The 17,568-nt window shown below is 58.3% G+C and carries 13 protein-coding genes and 1 tRNA gene; 11 read left to right on the top strand and 3 right to left on the bottom strand.

The window, feature by feature from the left end; all coding sequences use genetic code 11:
• The first annotated feature begins 4 nt into the window (after positions 1 to 4).
• Positions 5 to 733: an MIP/aquaporin family protein gene (locus ABSG47_RS07925; RefSeq protein WP_424168608.1), complete on the top strand. Its 729-nt coding sequence runs from the start codon at positions 5 to 7 to the stop codon at positions 731 to 733.
• A 6-nt stretch (positions 734 to 739) separates the two neighbouring features.
• Here the strand turns inward: ABSG47_RS07925 and ABSG47_RS07920 are convergent, their stop codons facing one another.
• From ABSG47_RS07920 to ABSG47_RS07910, 3 genes are all read right to left on the bottom strand, one after another.
• On the bottom strand, positions 740 to 1,474 hold the full coding sequence (locus tag ABSG47_RS07920) for a 16S rRNA (uracil(1498)-N(3))-methyltransferase (RefSeq protein WP_424168606.1): 735 nt from the start codon (positions 1,472 to 1,474) through the stop codon (positions 740 to 742).
• Positions 1,475 to 1,920: 446 nt separating this feature from the next.
• Positions 1,921 to 3,312, bottom strand: a complete 1,392-nt coding sequence (locus ABSG47_RS07915; protein WP_424168604.1) for an L-serine ammonia-lyase — start codon at positions 3,310 to 3,312, stop codon at positions 1,921 to 1,923.
• Between the two features lie 16 nt (positions 3,313 to 3,328).
• On the bottom strand, positions 3,329 to 4,417 hold the full coding sequence (locus ABSG47_RS07910; protein ID WP_424168602.1) for a GGDEF domain-containing protein: 1,089 nt from the start codon (positions 4,415 to 4,417) through the stop codon (positions 3,329 to 3,331).
• 187 nt (positions 4,418 to 4,604) lie between these two features.
• Between ABSG47_RS07910 and ABSG47_RS07905 the strand changes: the two genes are divergently transcribed.
• The 10 genes from ABSG47_RS07905 (at position 4,605) to ABSG47_RS07860 (ending at position 17,448) form a co-directional block, all read left to right on the top strand.
• On the top strand, positions 4,605 to 6,164 hold the full coding sequence (locus ABSG47_RS07905; protein ID WP_424168600.1) for a YifB family Mg chelatase-like AAA ATPase: 1,560 nt from the start codon (positions 4,605 to 4,607) through the stop codon (positions 6,162 to 6,164).
• Between the two features lie 361 nt (positions 6,165 to 6,525).
• Positions 6,526 to 6,735 carry a hypothetical protein gene (locus ABSG47_RS07900; protein ID WP_424168598.1) on the top strand — a complete coding sequence of 70 codons (210 nt, stop codon included), beginning with the start codon at positions 6,526 to 6,528 and terminating at the stop codon, positions 6,733 to 6,735.
• Positions 6,736 to 7,243: 508 nt separating this feature from the next.
• A complete protein-coding gene (locus tag ABSG47_RS07895; protein WP_424168596.1) occupies positions 7,244 to 7,465 on the top strand; it encodes a DNA-directed RNA polymerase subunit omega in 222 nt (73 codons plus the stop codon).
• Positions 7,466 to 7,843: 378 nt separating this feature from the next.
• Positions 7,844 to 9,094 carry a transcription termination factor Rho gene (rho, locus tag ABSG47_RS07890; protein ID WP_424168594.1) on the top strand — a complete coding sequence of 417 codons (1,251 nt, stop codon included), beginning with the start codon at positions 7,844 to 7,846 and terminating at the stop codon, positions 9,092 to 9,094.
• A 100-nt stretch (positions 9,095 to 9,194) separates the two neighbouring features.
• Entirely contained in the window at positions 9,195 to 9,659 is a 465-nt protein-coding gene (locus tag ABSG47_RS07885) for a hypothetical protein (RefSeq protein WP_424168592.1), read from the top strand.
• Positions 9,660 to 9,768: 109 nt separating this feature from the next.
• A complete protein-coding gene (locus ABSG47_RS07880; protein ID WP_424168590.1) occupies positions 9,769 to 11,037 on the top strand; it encodes an EAL and HDOD domain-containing protein in 1,269 nt (422 codons plus the stop codon).
• 84 nt (positions 11,038 to 11,121) lie between these two features.
• Positions 11,122 to 11,895, top strand: coding sequence for a DUF3142 domain-containing protein (locus tag ABSG47_RS07875; protein WP_424168588.1), 774 nt, complete (start codon positions 11,122 to 11,124; stop codon positions 11,893 to 11,895).
• A 2,255-nt stretch (positions 11,896 to 14,150) separates the two neighbouring features.
• Positions 14,151 to 14,226: transfer RNA gene (locus ABSG47_RS07870), tRNA-Ala, on the top strand.
• Between the two features lie 421 nt (positions 14,227 to 14,647).
• The gene (locus tag ABSG47_RS07865; protein ID WP_424168586.1) at positions 14,648 to 16,183 is read left to right on the top strand and encodes a pyridoxal phosphate-dependent decarboxylase family protein; all 1,536 of its coding nucleotides are present in this window, start codon (positions 14,648 to 14,650) and stop codon (positions 16,181 to 16,183) included.
• 26 nt (positions 16,184 to 16,209) lie between these two features.
• Positions 16,210 to 17,448, top strand: coding sequence for a tetratricopeptide repeat protein (locus tag ABSG47_RS07860; RefSeq protein ID WP_424168584.1), 1,239 nt, complete (start codon positions 16,210 to 16,212; stop codon positions 17,446 to 17,448).
• Positions 17,449 to 17,568: the final 120 nt, after the last annotated feature.

Raw genomic sequence — 17,568 nt, 5'->3', positions numbered from 1 at the left:
GCAAATGCATTCTGTCTGTTTCGGCGAATTTCTAGGCACGCTGGTTCTCATTCTGCTCGGCAACGGCGTCAACGCCGGCGTCACCCTCCGCAAGTCGTACGCCGCTGACTCAGGCTGGCTCGTCATCACCACCGGCTGGGGCATCGCGGTCCTCTGCGGTGTGCTCGTCGCGCAGGCATGCGGCAGTGCCTTCGCGCACCTCAATCCCGCCATCTCGCTCGCATCCGCTGTCCGTTCAGGAGACTTCTCTCAGCTTCTCTCGCTCTGGTCCGCGCAGATGCTCGGCGCCATCGCCGGTTCCGCGCTCATGGCGCTCCACTACGGGCCGCTCTGGAGTCACACGCCCGACCCGTCCGCCAAGCTCGGCATCTTCTGCACCGCTCCCGCCGTCAAAACAACGCCCTTCAATCTACTCAGCGAAATCATCGCCACCGCGGTGCTCATCATCGTTGCCGCGGCCATCTCTTCACGCGGAGTCTCTACCAACGGCCCCGTTGCGGGAGTCGGCCAATGGCTCGTCGCCAGCCTTGTCTGGGGAATAGGTCTCTCGCTCGGCGGCACCACAGGCTACGCCATCAACCCTGCACGCGACCTCGGCCCTCGCCTCGTTCACGCACTCGCGCCCATCCCCGGCAAAGGCGGCTCAAACTGGAGCTACGCACCCATTCCAGTCCTCGGCCCACTCATCGGCGGCGTACTCGCAGGATTCTTTCTACGCTTCGCTAATCTCTAATGGCGCTTATTCAAGAAACGATCCCACCACAGCCAACGCCGCAATCGCCGCTGTCTCCGCGCGCAGTATCCGCGGACCGAGCGAAGCCGCGCGCCAACCGTTCGCATCAAACAGCGCTTCTTCCTCCGGAGCCCATCCGCCTTCAGGACCAAAGGCCAGCTCCAGCTTCGGCATCTCGCTGATAGACGCACTCATCGCCTCTTCGAGTACCGAGCGCAGCGTCACACCGCGCTCCTGCTCCGCCAGCACAATACGCATCACATCATTGCCGGCAGCCTTCACTCGCTCTGCCAGCGGCTGCGGCTCCAGTATCAACGGCACATCCGATCGCCGCGACTGCTTCGCCGCCTCATGCGCAATCCTCCGCCATCGCTCCACGCGCTTCTCCGCAGCCTGCGCCAGGTGCTTCTCTGTTCTTCGCGCAATCACCGGCGCAATCGTGGTCACGCCCAACTCCGTCGCCTTCTCAATGCCCCACTCCATGTGGTCAAACTTGAAGATCGAAATCACCAGCGTAATCGGCAGCGCCGGATCAGCCTCAAGCTCCGTAAGCAAGTTGAAACGAATCTCCTCAGGTGAAACCGCCGCAATCTCCGCGTGAAACACAAACCCACCGGCAACCACATCGGCCTCCATCCCCGGCTGCGCACGCAGCACGCGCGCCAGGTGCTCAGCCTGCGCTCCAGTCAAAGTGGCTGTGGCTTCATCCCAATGCTCGGCAATCCAGCGGCGGCGCGTCATCTCGGTATCCCTTCAAACATATTGATTCTAGCGGCCCGTATGCTCTCTTCCACATCTCGCGCAAAACGTTGAAGGGGACGCTTTAAGCGTCCCCTTCAACGTTGCCTTGTTGTTGTTTGGTACCGATTACTTCTTCTTCGCGGCCTTCTTTGCCGCCTTCTTTGCAGGTGCCTTCTTGGCTGCCTTCTTCGTTGCCATTTGCCTATTCTCCCTTTTCGATGAGTTGCATCGAGCCTGCAATGTGAATTGCAGATGAGGAATGTATAGATTTACTCAAAACAAGTGTCAAGAAAAAAACACACTGAGAGTGGAAAAAGTGGCAACAATTTTTTCATTAGGGGCGCGTTGTCGATTTTGATTGAACACATCTTTTGCTTGCGCCGATGAATAACAGTCCGGCTTCTTGCTATCAATCAGCTCACCCGTCGGCGCAAACTCGGCGCGCCTCAGCACTCAATCACATTCAGCGCAAGCCCCGCGAGACTTGTCTCCTTGTAACGCGATTGCATATCCATCCCGGTCAGGTACATCGTGCGAATCACCTGGTCGAGCGATACCTTGTGCCCTTCATCCTCATCCATCGCCAGCCGCGATGCATGCACCGCTTTCACCGCGCCCATCGCATTGCGCTCGATGCACGGTATCTGCACCAGTCCGCCAATCGGGTCGCATGTCATGCCCAGGTTGTGCTCCATTCCAATCTCCGCGGCATGCTCAACCTGCCCATTCGTTCCGCCTAACGCTGCAACCAGTCCGCCCGCAGCCATAGAGCAGGCAACACCCACCTCGCCCTGGCATCCCACCTCCGCGCCGCTGATCGAGGCATTCTCCTTATAGAGAATCCCAATTGCGGCAGAGGTAAGAAAGTAGCGCAGAATGCCTTCGCTGTCGGCGCCTTCCACAAATTGCTCATAGTAGCGAGCCACCGCGGGCACCAACCCCGCCGCGCCATTCGTCGGCGCTGTCACCACGCGCCCGCCGGCCGCATTCTCTTCATTCACGGCCATCGCAAATACCTTTACCCAGTCCAGCGGAGCCAGCGGATCGCCCGCCTTGCCGTCGATCTCGCGATCGTGCAGCCGTTTCGCCAACCTGCATGCCCGGCGATTCACATTCAATCCCCCAGGCAAAATGCCTTCCGTCGCCATGCCGCGATCCATGCAAGACTTCATCGCCTGCCAGATGCGCTCAATGCCCGCGCGAACCTCAGCCTCACTCGACGAAGCACATTCATTCGCCATCATCAGCTCATGAATTGCCAACTTGTTCGCTGCTGCGATCTCTAAAAGTTCAGCAGCACTACGAAACGGATATTTTTGTTTACCTGCAGCGCGACCCTGCGCCTCTGCAGCCCCATCCTCCACAATGAACCCGCCGCCGACAGAGAAATACGTCCGCTCCTCCACCGCCGCGCCTTCCGCATTGAGAGCCGTCAACCGCAGCCCATTCGGATGCTGCATCTGTGCGCCAGGCGGAAACATCGTGTCCCTGTGAAAAACAAGGTCGTTAATTTCGTCGAACTCAATCGCATGAACGCCATCGAGCACAATCCGCCTGCTCGCGCGTATCGCCGCAACCGTCGCATCCATCGCATTCGGATCAATCGTTGCCGGCTCGCTGCCCGCAAGCCCCAGCAGTACCGCGCGGTCCGTCGCATGGCCCACTCCCGTCAGCGCCAGCGATCCATAGAGATCTGCCCGCACACGCCGAACCCGCTCCAGCAACCCTCGCTCCGCCAGCCCGCGCACAAATCGGAAAGACGCGCGCATCGGCCCCATCGTATGCGAACTGGAAGGACCGACGCCCACCTTGTAAAGATCGAAAAGACTTGTCGTCACAAAAGAAATTGTAGCTTTAAGACCAGGTGCCTCGCATCTCGCGGCCGGAGCGTGCGCCCTTGATCGCGTACATCGCCTTGTCGGCGCGCGTCAGCATGGATTCAAGCGAGGTCTCGTGCGTGGGCTCGCAGTATTCCAGTCCCATGCTTATCGAGAGCTTCAATCCCTTTTCTTCGCGCATATTATGCAGTTCAATCGCTCCCTGCACGCGCTCCACCAGGCCAACGGGCGATTGCTCGCCCGCTCCAAAGATCGCGAACTCGTCGCCGCCGATGCGCGCCACAATATCCAGGTCGCGCGACGAGGCCCGCAGCACCCTGGCGGCTGCGCACAAAAGCTTGTCGCCCGCGTCGTGCCCAAAGCTGTCGTTCACGGGTTTCAAACCATCCATATCCGCCATCAGAATCCATGCATTGCCAAGCGCGCGCCGCGCCACGCGAAGCTGCCGTGCCGCCAGCACCATAAAGCCGCGCCGGTTAAACAAACCTGTCAGATCATCCGTAAGCGAGAGCATGTGGACTCGCTCGTTCTCCGCCACCAGCGCGGCGGTTCTCTCGCGCACACGCCGTTCCAGGCTGCCATAAAGCTGAACATTTTCAAGAGCCACTGCCGTCATATCCGCCAGCGCCTGCAGAATCCGCACCTGCTCCAGCGTTGGCGTATAGGTATAACTCCAATAGTTGCCGATTGCGCCCACAGGATCAGCCGTGCGAATCGGAACCATCGCCAGGCTCCGGACAAATGTGGGCCTGTAAGCATCCAACTGAATACGCGAATCGGCAAAGATATCGTCAATCACCACAGGCGTGCGGTTGGTCATCACCCACCCGCTGATGCATACCCGCATAGGAAGGCGCAATCCCTTCCACAGCGGCCCTATCGCCTCTTCATCCGCATAAAAGCTCTGGTCGCCGTCGCGCAGAATAAAGGACGCTCCATCCGCGCCGGTCAGCATGCGCGCGGCATGACGCACAATCCGCATCACGTGACCCAGGTCGCGTGCCAGCGAGAGATCCTGAACCACGTCGATCAGGTACTCCATCGCATGCGTATAGTCGAAAGGAACTGCCCGCGCGGTTAACGTCGGATTAGCTTCCATTGCCATAGAACACCTTGATTGATCTACTTCGGCCCACGCGATTTGCATCAGGTGTACGCCGGACGCACCGTGCATTTCCCTGTGCTCCACATCTGTCCGAGGGGAATGCGCCATCGCTCAATCTCAATTTTCAGATAAATTCGCCGTACGATCTATCCCACACAAGTGATACACTCGCCTCAAATCCCCCATCATGCTCTTCAAATCCTTCAGCGCAGCCGTTTACGGGATTGATGCCAACCTGATCGACGTCGAAGTCGATTACAGCGGCACAGTCTCCGAGCAGGATCACTTCCACACCGTCGGCCTTCCCGATGCCGCCGTTCGCGAAAGCCGCAATCGTGTCCGCTCCGCCATCAAGAACTCCGGCTACCTGATCCCGCCCACCCACATCACCATCAATCTGGCGCCCGCTGACATCCGAAAAGAAGGCTCCGGCTTCGACCTCCCCATTGCCATTGGCATCCTCGGCGCATACGGCGCTCTGCGCATCGACAATCTCAATGGCTATCTGCTGGTCGGCGAGCTCGGGCTTGACGGCGGTGTCCGCTCCGTTCCCGGCGTACTGCCCATGGCCATCATGGCCCGCGAGAAAGGCATCCCTCACCTCATCCTTCCCGCATCCAACGCCGCGGAAGCCGCAGTCGTCGAAGGCGTTCGCGTCTACGGCGTCACTTCGCTCCTCGATGTCGTCGATCTTCTCAACTGCTCCGAAAACGGTGCGCCTCAGCGCCTTGCCCTCAGCTCCTCCACAGAAAAACTGCTCAGCGAACTGCAGCACTTCAACGTGGATTTCAAAGATGTCCGCGGACAGCAGACCGCCAAGCGCGCCCTCGAAGTCTCTGCCGCCGGCAGCCACAACATTCTCATGATCGGCCCGCCCGGCTCCGGCAAAACCATGCTCGCCAAGCGGCTCCCGTCCATCCTCGCGCCGCTCAGCTTCGACGAGGCTCTCGAAACCACCAAAATTCACTCCGTCGCCGGTGTGCTGGATGCCGCCGCAGGTCTCGTCACCCAGCGCCCATTCCGCTCGCCGCACCACACCATCTCCGACGCCGGCCTCATCGGCGGCGGAGCCGTCCCGCGCCCCGGCGAAGTCTCCCTCGCGCACAACGGGCTGCTCTTCCTCGACGAGCTTCCAGAGTTCCCCCGCAACGTCCTTGAAGTCATGCGCCAGCCGCTTGAAGACCACACCGTCACCATCGCCCGCGCCAGCATGTCGCTCAGCTTCCCTGCCCGCTTCATGCTCGCCGCCGCCATGAACCCCTGCCCCTGCGGCTATTTCAATGACAAATCCCGTGAGTGCATGTGTACGCCGCCCATGATCCAGCGCTATGTCGCCAAGGTCTCTGGCCCGCTGCTTGACCGCATCGATATCCATATAGAGGTTCCGGCCGTTCAATATAAGGAGCTGCGCGGCGGAGCCGCCGCCGAAGGCTCAGCCGAAATCCGCAACCGCGTCCTTGCCGCGCGCGAGCGCCAGCGCGCCCGATTCAGCCAGCACGGCGAAAAAATCTACTCCAATGCGCAGATGACCACCCGCCAGATTCGCGCCTACTGCGAGCTCCCGCCCGACGCCGAGCGACTCCTCGAGCGCGCCATGCAGCAGCAGGGTCTTACCGCCCGCGCTCACGACCGCATCCTCAAGGTCGCCCGCACTATCGCCGACCTCGAAGGCGCCGGAAATCTCGCCGTCTCGCACCTCGCGGAAGCCATCCAGTACCGCACTCTCGATCGCAGCTACTGGTCTTAGCATCTGGCGGAAACAGGCAATACCTGACAAATCGACCTCGCCTGTTTTGTAACAGGGCACGACTTTAGTCGTGCCGAAAAGATTTCAAAAATGATCTGGGCTTTAGCCCCTGCGGGATGCTCTTTTGCGGTGGAATCCACGCGAAGAGTATTCGTCAGACACGCCCGGCCACTCCCGTTGTCCCCATTCCGCTCCGCGCCATTACTTTCGTGCGCAACCCGCCTCGCTGCTTCCGCAATTCTCTTCATGCCTTTTACATTCCCGACGAAAAGAAAAGTAGGTTCTGCTTCCCAAGCCGGAACAACTCCCGAAAGGGAACCCGGCATCAAAAATATAAGCAGAAATCTCCAGGACATTCCTCATGACCCCCACAATTCACCCCAGCAATCTCCAGACATTCCTCTGTGTCTTCCCGTTGGTTCTCTTGCTCGTCGCCAGCATCTTCAAGCTCGATGTCGCAGCAGCCCGCGGCAAAACCAGACGTACCGGCCGCGTTCTCGCTCCGGTCAGCCAATCGGAGCTGCAATCCGTGATGACTGACCCCGATGGCCGCCCCTGGGATCAGGATTGATATTCCACTCGACCAGAATTCCAAAACTTCGGCCAAAGCGACTATAACTTCATAAAAACCAACTATATACATGAACCCGAACCGCTTTGGCCGAGGAGCGCTTTCACGCGAAAAAACTATTGACCTGAAACATGAGCGGGTATAAAGTCAAAAGTGCTATCCCCAAGTGGAGAATGTATAGCCAAGTTGGCGCGTACTTCTGCTCTTTCCCGCATCTTATGAGTTGAGAAGCTTCGGCTCGGGCGTTGTCGTGGTGTGTGCGTGATTCCCAATCTCCGTGGTCTGTCCGGCAAGCCAACAGGACTTCCGATCAAGCCAATTTTGTGAATGATGCATAAATATGGTTCCACATTGTGCGGAATCGCATCAAATACTTTGAACTCTGGGCCAAGGACGTGCGTCTAAACCCTTGGAATGGAATAAAGGCGGCCAGATAAACAGGCTGCCGGCTGCACTGACGGCGCAATCAATGTTCCGGCCGGGCAGAAATGAGAAGGAGAATTTCAAAATGCGTTCTGATTTAGTTTTTGGGGCACTCTCTCATGTGTCCAACCGCTATCAGCTCTGTCAGTTGGCGAGCAAGGCGACCCGCAAGCTGCATAAGCCAACGACTCGCCTGCAGGACACGACGAACGAAGTCCTGTACCGCTTTCATGGATCGAATCCCGCCGCCATCTCCCCTGCTCTACCCGTCAAAGCATCGCCGGTACAGCAGCGCCGCGCTGCGTAAACGTAACACCCTCACCCCGCAATGGCTTGTGGGCGGCAGCTTTTTGAGCAAAAAGCCGCCCCAGCCCTTAACCAGTTCAAGCCCTTAACCAAATCGCTCAGCCAACGGCATTCTGGCGCGACCGATTTATACAGCATTTAGCATCAAGCATTTTCAGAAACACTGTATCTCGAAGGCGCAAACTCAAGTCGATGCGACCAAAGCCCTCCAGCGAGCGATTTACGCGATGGGGCACTCCTCCAGGAAGCAGCAATCTTGAAAGACAGCAGAGAGAGCACGGATTGGCTGAAAATATCGTAAGTCCCGCCTAATTTCTCGGAGCACAATTTCCCATCTCAATCTCCTTCTCCAATCCATCCCTCCCTTTTGCAGGTGAACATGACCATCTCTGAACTCAAAGAAAAAAACATCACCGAACTGAGCCGCATCGCGCGTACTCTCGAAGTTCCCGGCGCCAGCGGCCTTCGCAAGCAGGATCTGATCTTCAAGATCCTTCAGGCCCAGAGCGAAAAAGAGGGCCACATCTTTGCCGATGGTGTTCTCGAAATCCTCCCCGACGGTTACGGCTTCCTCCGCTCACCGGACTACAACTACCTTCCCGGCCCGGATGACATCTACGTCTCCCCGTCGCAGATTCGCAAATTCGATCTCAAAACCGGCGACTCCATCAGCGGCAACGTTCGCCCGCCCCATGAAGGCGAGAAATATTTCGCCCTCGTCAAAATCGAAGCCATCAACTTCGAGTCGCCCGAGGAAACCCGCAACAAGATCCTCTTCGACAACCTGACGCCGCTCTATCCGCAGGAGCGCATCAAGATGGAGACCGAGCGCGCCGCCACCAGCGGCCGCGTCATGGATCTGCTCACGCCCGTAGGCAAAGGCCAGCGCGGACTCATCGTTGCTCCGCCGCGTACCGGCAAAACGATGCTCCTGCAGTCCATTGCCAACTCCATCACGGCGAACCATCCCGAGGTCGTCCTCATCGTTCTGCTCATCGATGAGCGCCCGGAAGAAGTCACCGACATGCAGCGCAGCGTCAAGGGCGAAGTCATCAGCTCCACCTTCGATGAGCCCGCCGCGCGCCACGTCCAGGTCGCGGAAATGGTCATCGAGAAGGCCAAGCGCCTCGTCGAGCACAAGCGCGACGTCGTCATCCTCCTCGACTCCATCACCCGCCTCGCCCGCGCCTACAACACCATCGTTCCTCCCTCGGGCAAGGTGCTCTCTGGCGGCGTCGATTCCAACGCCCTCCAGCGCCCCAAGCGCTTCTTCGGCGCAGCCCGCAACATTGAAGAAGGCGGCTCGCTCACCATCATCGCCACCGCTCTCGTCGATACCGGCTCCCGCATGGACGAAGTCATCTTTGAAGAGTTCAAGGGCACCGGCAACATGGAAATCATCCTCGACCGCAAGCTCGTCGACAAGCGCGTCTTCCCGGCTATCGACATCCAGCGCAGCGGCACCCGTAAGGAAGAGCTCCTCATCCCCAAGGAAGACCTGCAGCGCATCTGGGTCCTCCGTAAGGTCCTCAACCCGCTCTCGCCAGTCGAAGCCATGGAACTCCTCATCAGCCGTCTGGAGAAGGTCCGCAACAATGCAGAGTTCCTCCAGAACATGAACCAGCTCTAAATAAGCTCTAGGTGGGTCTAGGTGGTCTAGTCACTTCACCATGAGGCAAAGGCCGGAGCCCAGCTCCGGCCTTCGTTGCAAGTATCCAACGGGAGCAGCCATGCGGAAGATCTTCAAAGCAGCAATCGCAACTCTCGCACTCACATTGTCACTCTGCGCCACAGCACAGCAACCCGAACGCGGCTACTGGCGCGCCGCCAGCAACACAGCCACCGGCGTCACCAGCGACATCACCATCTCCGAAACAAAGCTCATAATTGGATTCAAACCATACATAATTGCTCCCATCCGCAGCCTCAAGCCAGAAGAAGTCAGCGCAGTCTTCGACGCCGACGCAAGCGCCGCCGTACTAGCCACCGTCTACCGGCTTGACATTCCCGCCGCGCAAAAGTTCGAGCACAAAAACACACTCTGCGGATCGGATGACACGCACTACATGGTCACCTACACCACCGGCAGGACTCTTCAAGTGGCCTTCTTTTCCGGCGATGCCGTTCCCGTCTTCACCTTCGACGCCATCTCGCACTCCACCAGCCTCTGCGGAACCTTCACCTACGTGCGCTGAGATGCCTGGCTCAGGCCGCCATCCTGGCAATTAAGCGTTCCAGTGATCTGAATTAGCTCAGGCCCCTGAAACGCTTAAGTAGCTCTCTGAATCTCCGATATAGGAGGACATGGAGCCATCTCGTCACAGCATCCCGGTTCCCGGCCTTGAAGGCCGCGCTGCGTCGCCATCCCCCGCCATGCGTTATCTGGCGCGTCAGCCCATCCTTGACGGGCAAGGACGCGTCGTGGCCTACGAGCTTCTCTTCAGAAGCGCAGCCGTCTCTGCATTCGATGGTTCAGGAGACGCCGCGAGCCAGACCATGATCGATAACGCCATGATCTATGGCCTGGAAAAATTGACCGCAGGCCTGCCCGCATTCATCAACTGCACAGCGGCCACGCTTTCCAGCGAATACATTCTCTTGCTGCCCGCCTCGTCCACCGTTCTCGAAGTGCTCGAAGACGTCGAAGTAACCGAAGACATCGTGCAATCCTGCATCCGGCTACAGCAAAAAGGCTACAAAATCGCACTGGACGACTTCATCTACAGCCCCTCCATCGATCCACTCATCGAAATCGCCGACTTCATCAAGATGGACTTTCGCAGCACGCCCGCCGCCGACAGGCAAACTCTGATCTCAGCCCTGACCCATTTCCACGGCGAGTACCTGGCGGAAAAAGTCGAGACCCGCGCGGAGTTTGAAGAAGCCGCACAGGAGGGCTTCACACTCTTCCAGGGTTATTACTTCTGCAAGCCCGCGCTCATAAGGAAGAATGCCGTGCCTTCCAACCATCTGGTGCATCTTGAGCTCGTGCGGCTGCTCCAGCAGGATCCATTGGACGTCCAGGCGCTGGGTGAAATCATCAAGTCGGAGCCAGCCCTCGCCTACAGGATGTTTCAGTACGTCAACTCAGCGGCCTGTGGTCTCAGGCAGGAAGTTACTTCGATCACCACTGCCTTGCTTGTAATGGGCGAAGAGCTGTTTCGGCGCATGGCGACCCTGGCAGTTACCGTTGAACTCAACACCGGGCCCTCCCCTGAAATCCTGCGTATGGCTCTTTTGCGTGCGCGTTTCTGTGAGACCGCAGCTCTGCTCTGCCATCTCGAACCATCACAGCAGTATCTGCTTGGCCTCTTCAGTCTGCTCGATGCAATGCTCCAGATCCCCATTCGGGAAGCGCTTGCCCCTCTTTCTCTGCCCGCGCCAATTCAAGCCGCTCTTCTCGGCCAACAAAACACCGATCGATCTCCGCTCACCTGGCTTGAAAGCCACGAGCACGGAGACTTCGCGCGCTGCGACGCGCTCGCAGCCTCACTCGGATTCAAGCCCCACGTTTTAGAGCACACCCTGAACATGGCAACGCTGTGGACCGACGGCATCCTCGCCAGAACGTAATGGGCCAGAACATAACGCCGCTTCATTTCACATCTGCCTCTTGATTTCCTTCATCACTTGCCTCATTGTTGTATTGCCACTTCCGTGCCGCGCCGCGCATCCATCGCCTACGATCTCGCCTTAGCCGCAGTCGTCTTCCTCTGCGCCTTCTGCGTGCGTTCAGACGCGCTGCCGCACTTCCAATCCCGCCTCTCAGCTCTTCCCCGTGTCACCCTCTGGGCCTGGGAGCGCTATGAAGATCTCCACACTCTCGACACCCATCGCTTCGCCGTCGCTTACCTCGATCGCACCATCACCATCGGCTTAATCGTCACGAACCAGCCTAGACGCGACACACTTATCATTCCTGCCACAATCTCACGCATCCCAGTCGTCCGCATAGAAACTCTGCCTTATGTCGATCTCAGTGATGCAAACCGCGCCGAAGTTGTCCACCAACTCCTCGATGTTGCTGCTGAACCCGGCATCTCCGCCCTGCAGATCGACTTCGACGCCACCCGCTCCCAGCGCGCCTTCTACAGCGCCCTGCTAACAGACCTCCGCCGCCAACTCCCGGCAAAACTTCCGCTCTCCATCACCGCGCTGGCCTCATGGTGTGCGGCAGACGACTGGCTCCGCACGTTGCCCCCCGAAGCCAAACCCGATGAAGCCGTACCCATGCTCTTCCGCATGGAACCAGGCCGCCATCCCGGCGATCTCGAAACCTACGCCATCCGCGAACCACTCTGCTTAGGCTCCGCCGGCCTTTCCACCACCGAACCCTGGCCCGATAATCTCGCCGGCAAACGCCTCTACATCTTTCCCGATAACGGCTGGCAAGAAGATTCGCCCACCGACCTCATCCGGAGACTCCCGTGAATCCCGCCTTCAACCACCGCCGCACTTTAGCCATTGCCACCTTCACCCTCGCCGCTCTGCTCTCACCCACCGGCCAAGTAGAAGCCTGCGGTCCCTTCTTCTATGACGAAGTCTTCGTTCGGCCTCATCAACCCGATGACCTAGCGGCTTTCGCCAAAGGCAAGCTCGGTATTATCCAACCCGGCTTCGATTCCAACGAGTACGCAGTCGGCTTCCGCTACCTCAATGGCGGCTCGCTCAACGCGGCAGAACAAAAGGCAGTCGAGCCACACGAGCCTGACTTCGACCGCATGACGCCCGAACAATGGAAAGCATACGAAGCTGCCCAAAAAGCCGCTGAAGAATCAACCCCTCCCAAACTCTGGCAAAAAGCACGTGCACAATACCTGCCATCAATCCCCGCTCCCGATCAGAACATTGCAGTCGATATATCCAGCGGAAATTTTCATTACCAGTCAAACTTCCTAAACTGCTCAGATCACGCCTTCCAGACAGCTACACTCACCATCCGCAAGCGTGCCGCCACTTGGGGCAAATCCAGCCCAACATTCCGGGACTGGATTCACGCGCAGGATGCCGTATTCTCCAACTGCAACGGCAAGGACGCATCCATGCCCGTCCCTGCGCCGGCTAACGCGCCAACTCTTCTCCACGCAGACCGCGCCTATCAGATCGCCGCCGCCAATTTCTACGCGCAAAAATTCGAAGAGGCTGCGCAGCAATTCACCGCAATTGCCGCCGATAAGGATTCTCCGTGGCAGGAATGGGGCAACTATCTCGCCGCGCGCGCCACCGTCCGCAAAGCTTTTGCAGAAGATAAAGGAGCAAATGCCTTCAGCGAGGACCGTGCAGGCTTCAATACCGCCACAATGCAACAAGCGCAACAAATTCTTGAGCGCGAGCTCGCCAGCCCCAATCCTCAGCCCTCACGCTTTGATCTCGAAGCCGAGCTTAACTTCATTCGCATCCGTACCGAACCAGAGAAACGCACTACAGAAATTTGCGCCGCACTCACCGGCCCCACGCCCGATCCTCACTTCAAGCAAAATCTTGAAGACCTGAGCTGGATACTCTCGAATAATGTGTCATCCTCTTTCAAAACTCAGCCACCACTGCTCACCTGGATCGCAGCCTGGCGTGGCACAGCCAAGCCGCAAGATGTCTATGCCCTCTGGCAGCACTCCCATGCGCTCCCATGGCTAGTCGTCTCCATCGCCAAAGCCAACGTCAAATCCGATTCCACTGCCATCCCCGAGCTCCTCACCGCCGCGGCAGCCGTACCCACAACCTCACCCGCATATCAAACCGTCTTCTACCATCGCGTCCGCCTGCTCCTCGAACTCAACCACCTTGATGAAGCCCGTGCACTCCTTGATCCCGCCATCGCCGCAACCAAATCCAGCAAGCCAAACTCATGGCGCAACGCGCTCCTCGCCGAACGCCTCTCAGCCGCCCGCGACTTCAACGAATTCCTCACCTATGCCCCGCGCACCGCGCTTGAAACCGGCTCACAAGCTGCAGTTGACCTGCGTGCAGGCTGTCAAAACCGTGCCGGAATCGCGCTCTACGCTGAAACAACCGCACCCTGCCCCGAACTCGACCATCCCCTCACCTTCGATGACGACGTCGCCACCATCCTCAACGAGAAAACCCCGCTCTCGCGTCTCATCGAAGCCGCAAAATCGCCTGTCCTGCCCGCAAACCTCCGCCAGAACATCACCATCATCGCCTGGACCCGCGCCGTCATCCTAGACGATCCAAAATCCGCAGCCGCTCTCGTCCCGTTTCTGCCCAAAGCTCTCAGCGTCACTGCACAAACAACCTCCGGCTTCCCAGCCATCGTCGCCATTCTCCGCAATGATGGCATTCAGCCTATCCTCGACCCCGGCATCGCCCGCGTTGCCAGCTATAACCAGTTCGATCAGTATCGTTATAACTGGTGGTGTCAAATCGGTGCCCCGCAGCAGTCTTATGGCGAGTCACACCCGAAGCCTGTCTTGCCTGCACCTACAGCCCTCTTCACTGCCTCCGAGCAACAACAAGCCGCAGACGAGTACGCTCGCCTAAAATCTCTCCCTGACGCACCCGAACTCCTCGGTCGGCAAGTTCTCGCCTACGCCAAATCAGCAAAGCCGCATTCCAGCTCCTCCACAAGAACTTCCCAGACTCACCCTGGACAGCAAAGACGCCGTACTATTTCTAGCCCGGCGTCTTTGCCTTACCGCAGCATCGCTGTTAAAATCAAAAGAGTTTGTGGGGCTGTAGCTCAGCTGGGAGAGCGCCTCGTTCGCAACGAGGAGGCCAGCGGTTCGATCCCGCTCAGCTCCACCAAATAATCAACAACTTGCGGCGTTCCTTCCATCTCCTTCCGCAGTTTTGTCTCTTAAACCGCTTCGCCCCATATCCAACAAGCCTAAAAGCTGAAATTAGTTGAAAATAGAATAGTGCGATTGCCCCTGCTCGCAATACTTCATGGCATTTTGTATGCCGGCCTCGGTACAAACTAAGGCGAATCAAATCAATCTCGCTATCCCTTCACTGCCGAACCGGGCGTTCGGTAGCGAACAGAAACGTCCACTTATGAACAAGCTGCCCAGAATCAAAATAAAATAACTTTGGGAAATACTTTGTAGCTGGTTCCATATCGGCGCGACATGCGGAAAAATCGACATAAGACTCTCAAGAGCTGCAGAGGCCCGCGGTTAATCTGTGCCTAGCCTGGCAACAGAGACACCACGGGGAATGCGCACAGATGCAGTCGATCCTTGAAATTCCGGCGGCAATCGCTCCTTCGTCTCATCCGTTGACAAGCGGCTCGGCAGATTCGCACTCTTCCGCCTCACTTGATCCAGATGATTGGCATGGCTTTCGCCGTCAGGCGCACACCATGCTGGACGACATGCTGGATTATCTTGAGAAGATTCGTGAGCGGCCGGTGTGGCAGCCGGCGTCTCAGGAAACACGGGCGCAATTCCACAGTAGGCTTCCATTCGAGCCGTCAGATCTGGCCGGCGTGCATGAGGAATTTCTCTCGCACATTCTTCCTTATACGGTGGGCAACGCGCATCCAGGCTTTATGGGGTGGGTTCACGGCGGCGGCACACCCGTGGGCATGCTTGCGGAGATGCTGGCTGCCGGAATGAACGCCAACACCGGCGGACGAAATCAGATTCCTGTCGAAGTGGAGCGGCAGATTACGCGCTGGATGTGTGAGCTGTTCGGATTTCCGGCGAGTGCAAGCGGCCTCTTTGTTACCGGCACATCCATGGCCAACCTGATTGCAGTGCTTGTATCGCGCGATGCTGCATTGGGGAGCGCAGTACGGCGCACCGGTGTGAGCGATTCTTCTTTCAAGCTGAAGGCCTATGCTTCACATCAGGTTCACGGCTGCATTGGACGCGCTCTGGATTTTGCCGGCCTCGGCAGTGACCAATTGCGCTTGATCCCTTGCGACAGCGGCCGCATGAATCTGCGTGCGCTTGCTGAAGCCATTGCCGAGGATCGTGCCGCGGGGGACAAGCCATTTCTTGTGGTGGGAACAGCCGGCACAGTGGATACAGGCGCCGTGGATGACCTGGATGGAATTGCGAATCTATGCCGGCATGAACAACTCTGGTTCCATGTGGATGGCGCATACGGCGCGCTGGCCATGCTGGCTCCCGAGCTTGCTCCGCGGCTGCGCGGCATTGAGCGCGCGGATTCGCTGGCATTTGACTTTCACAAATGGGGACAGGTTCCCTACGATGCGGGATTCATTCTGGTGCGAGATGGGGAGCTGCATCGGCAGGCTTTCGCATCGCCTGCCGCATACCTTGCGCGAGAGACGCGCGGGCTGGCAGCAGGTTCGCCGTGGCCATGCGATTTCGGGCCCGATCTCTCGCGGGGCTTTCGCGCGCTAAAGACATGGTTCACCTTTAAGGTGCATGGTGCAGCTGCAATGGGAGCGGCAATTGCGCGCGCCTGCGAGCTGGCACGGATTCTCGCGAGCCGCATTGAGGCCATGCGGGAGCTTGAGTTGATGGCTCCCGTGGAATTGAACATTGTTTGTTTTTGTTATCGCGTGGCAGGCCGGATCGACCAGCAGAATCGGCTCAATCGCGAGCTGGTGATTCAGTTGCAGGAGTCCGGCGCGGTCGCGCCTTCGACGACAACACTGGATGGCCGCGTGGCAATCCGCGCGGCAATCGTCAACCACCGCACTGACTATAGAGAAATCGAGATGCTGGTAAACGAAACGCTGCGCATAGGCCGCTGCTTGTGCGCGCGCATGCTGGAGGATTGCGCATGACTGGATTGTGCATGACTGGATCGTGTATGACTAAGACGCATTCTGCCACGACGCAAGCAAGTACGGACCTGATTGCCCTGGCGCAGCAATCGGCCCGCCTGCCGGACATCGGCGCTCCCGGTTCACTGCTGCTTGCCGAGGGCAAAAATGAAGAAGCTGCGGAGTTCTACGAGCAAGCGCTTGAGAGTGATCCAAAATCCAAATCGGCACATGCCGGGCTATACCGCACCTATTCCGCACTCGGCGACAGGCACCGCGCGGCTGCGCATCTTGGCAGGGCCGTGGAATGGCCGGCGGTTGTCACTTTGCCGTATCGTGGCAGCGGTGAGCCGGTGCCTGTGCTGCTGCTGCTTTCCATGAACGCGGGCAATGTGCTGGTGCAGAGGTATCTGAATGATCGGGTCTTTCAGACGTACGTTCTCCTGGTAGAGCTTTACAACGAGGAAACGGTTCTGCCGCATCATCGCCTGATTGTGAATGGTGTCGGCGACGCCGATATTCGCGCGGAGGCTCTGGCCGTGGCCGAGCAGGTTCTTGCGCGTTCTCCGGCTCCGGTGGTGAATCCGCCGGATCGGGTGCTGGCGACCGGCCGCTGCGACAACGCACAGCGGCTGCAAGACATTCCCGGTGTGGTTGCGCCGCGCAGTGCTGTGTTTTCGCGTGAAAGCCTGATGGCCGCAACGGCTGCGGATAGGTTGCATGAGAATGGTTTCGAATTTCCGCTCCTGGTGCGTTCGCCGGGCTTTCACATGGGAGAGCACTTCATCCGCATCGTCCGGCCCGAGGAGTTGAGCGCATCCGTGGATGATTTGCCGGGCAATGAACTCATCGTGATTCAGTACTTGAATGGCGAAGGCGCGGACGGCAACATGCGCAAGTACCGCATGCTGTTCATCGGAGGAAAGCTTTACCCGGTGCATCTGGCAATTTCAAAGCAGTGGAAAATTCATTACTTCTCTGCCGATATGGAAGACCATCCGGAGCACCGCTCTGAGGAAGCATGTTTTCTGAATGACATGGCCGGCGTGCTGGGACCGGCGGTCATCCATACCCTTCAGCGGATCGAGGAAAGACTGGGACTGGATTACGGTGGCATTGACTTTGGCCTGAGCCGGCGCGGAGAGGTGCTGCTGTACGAGGCAAACGCAACAATGGCTGTGTATCGGCCGAATGCAGATCCGAAATGGGATTACCGGCGGTCCTCTGTAGAACGAATTTATGCTGCGGCAAAGGAACTCTTCCTGGCCAGGGCCAACGGCAGCTAGAGCATCTCTCCCGAAGGTATAAAGTTCGGAGATACAGGCTCAGTTTGAATTGTTTTGTAACAGGGCACGACTTGAGTCGTGCCGAAAATCCGGCTGATAAAGTCTTTGGGCTTTAGCCCC

Source organism: Occallatibacter sp., from assembly GCF_049510455.1.
Lineage (GTDB): Bacteria > Acidobacteriota > Terriglobia > Terriglobales > Acidobacteriaceae > Telmatobacter.
Note: the sequence above shows the minus strand (reverse complement) of the source record. Positions and strands in the feature narration are given on the sequence as shown.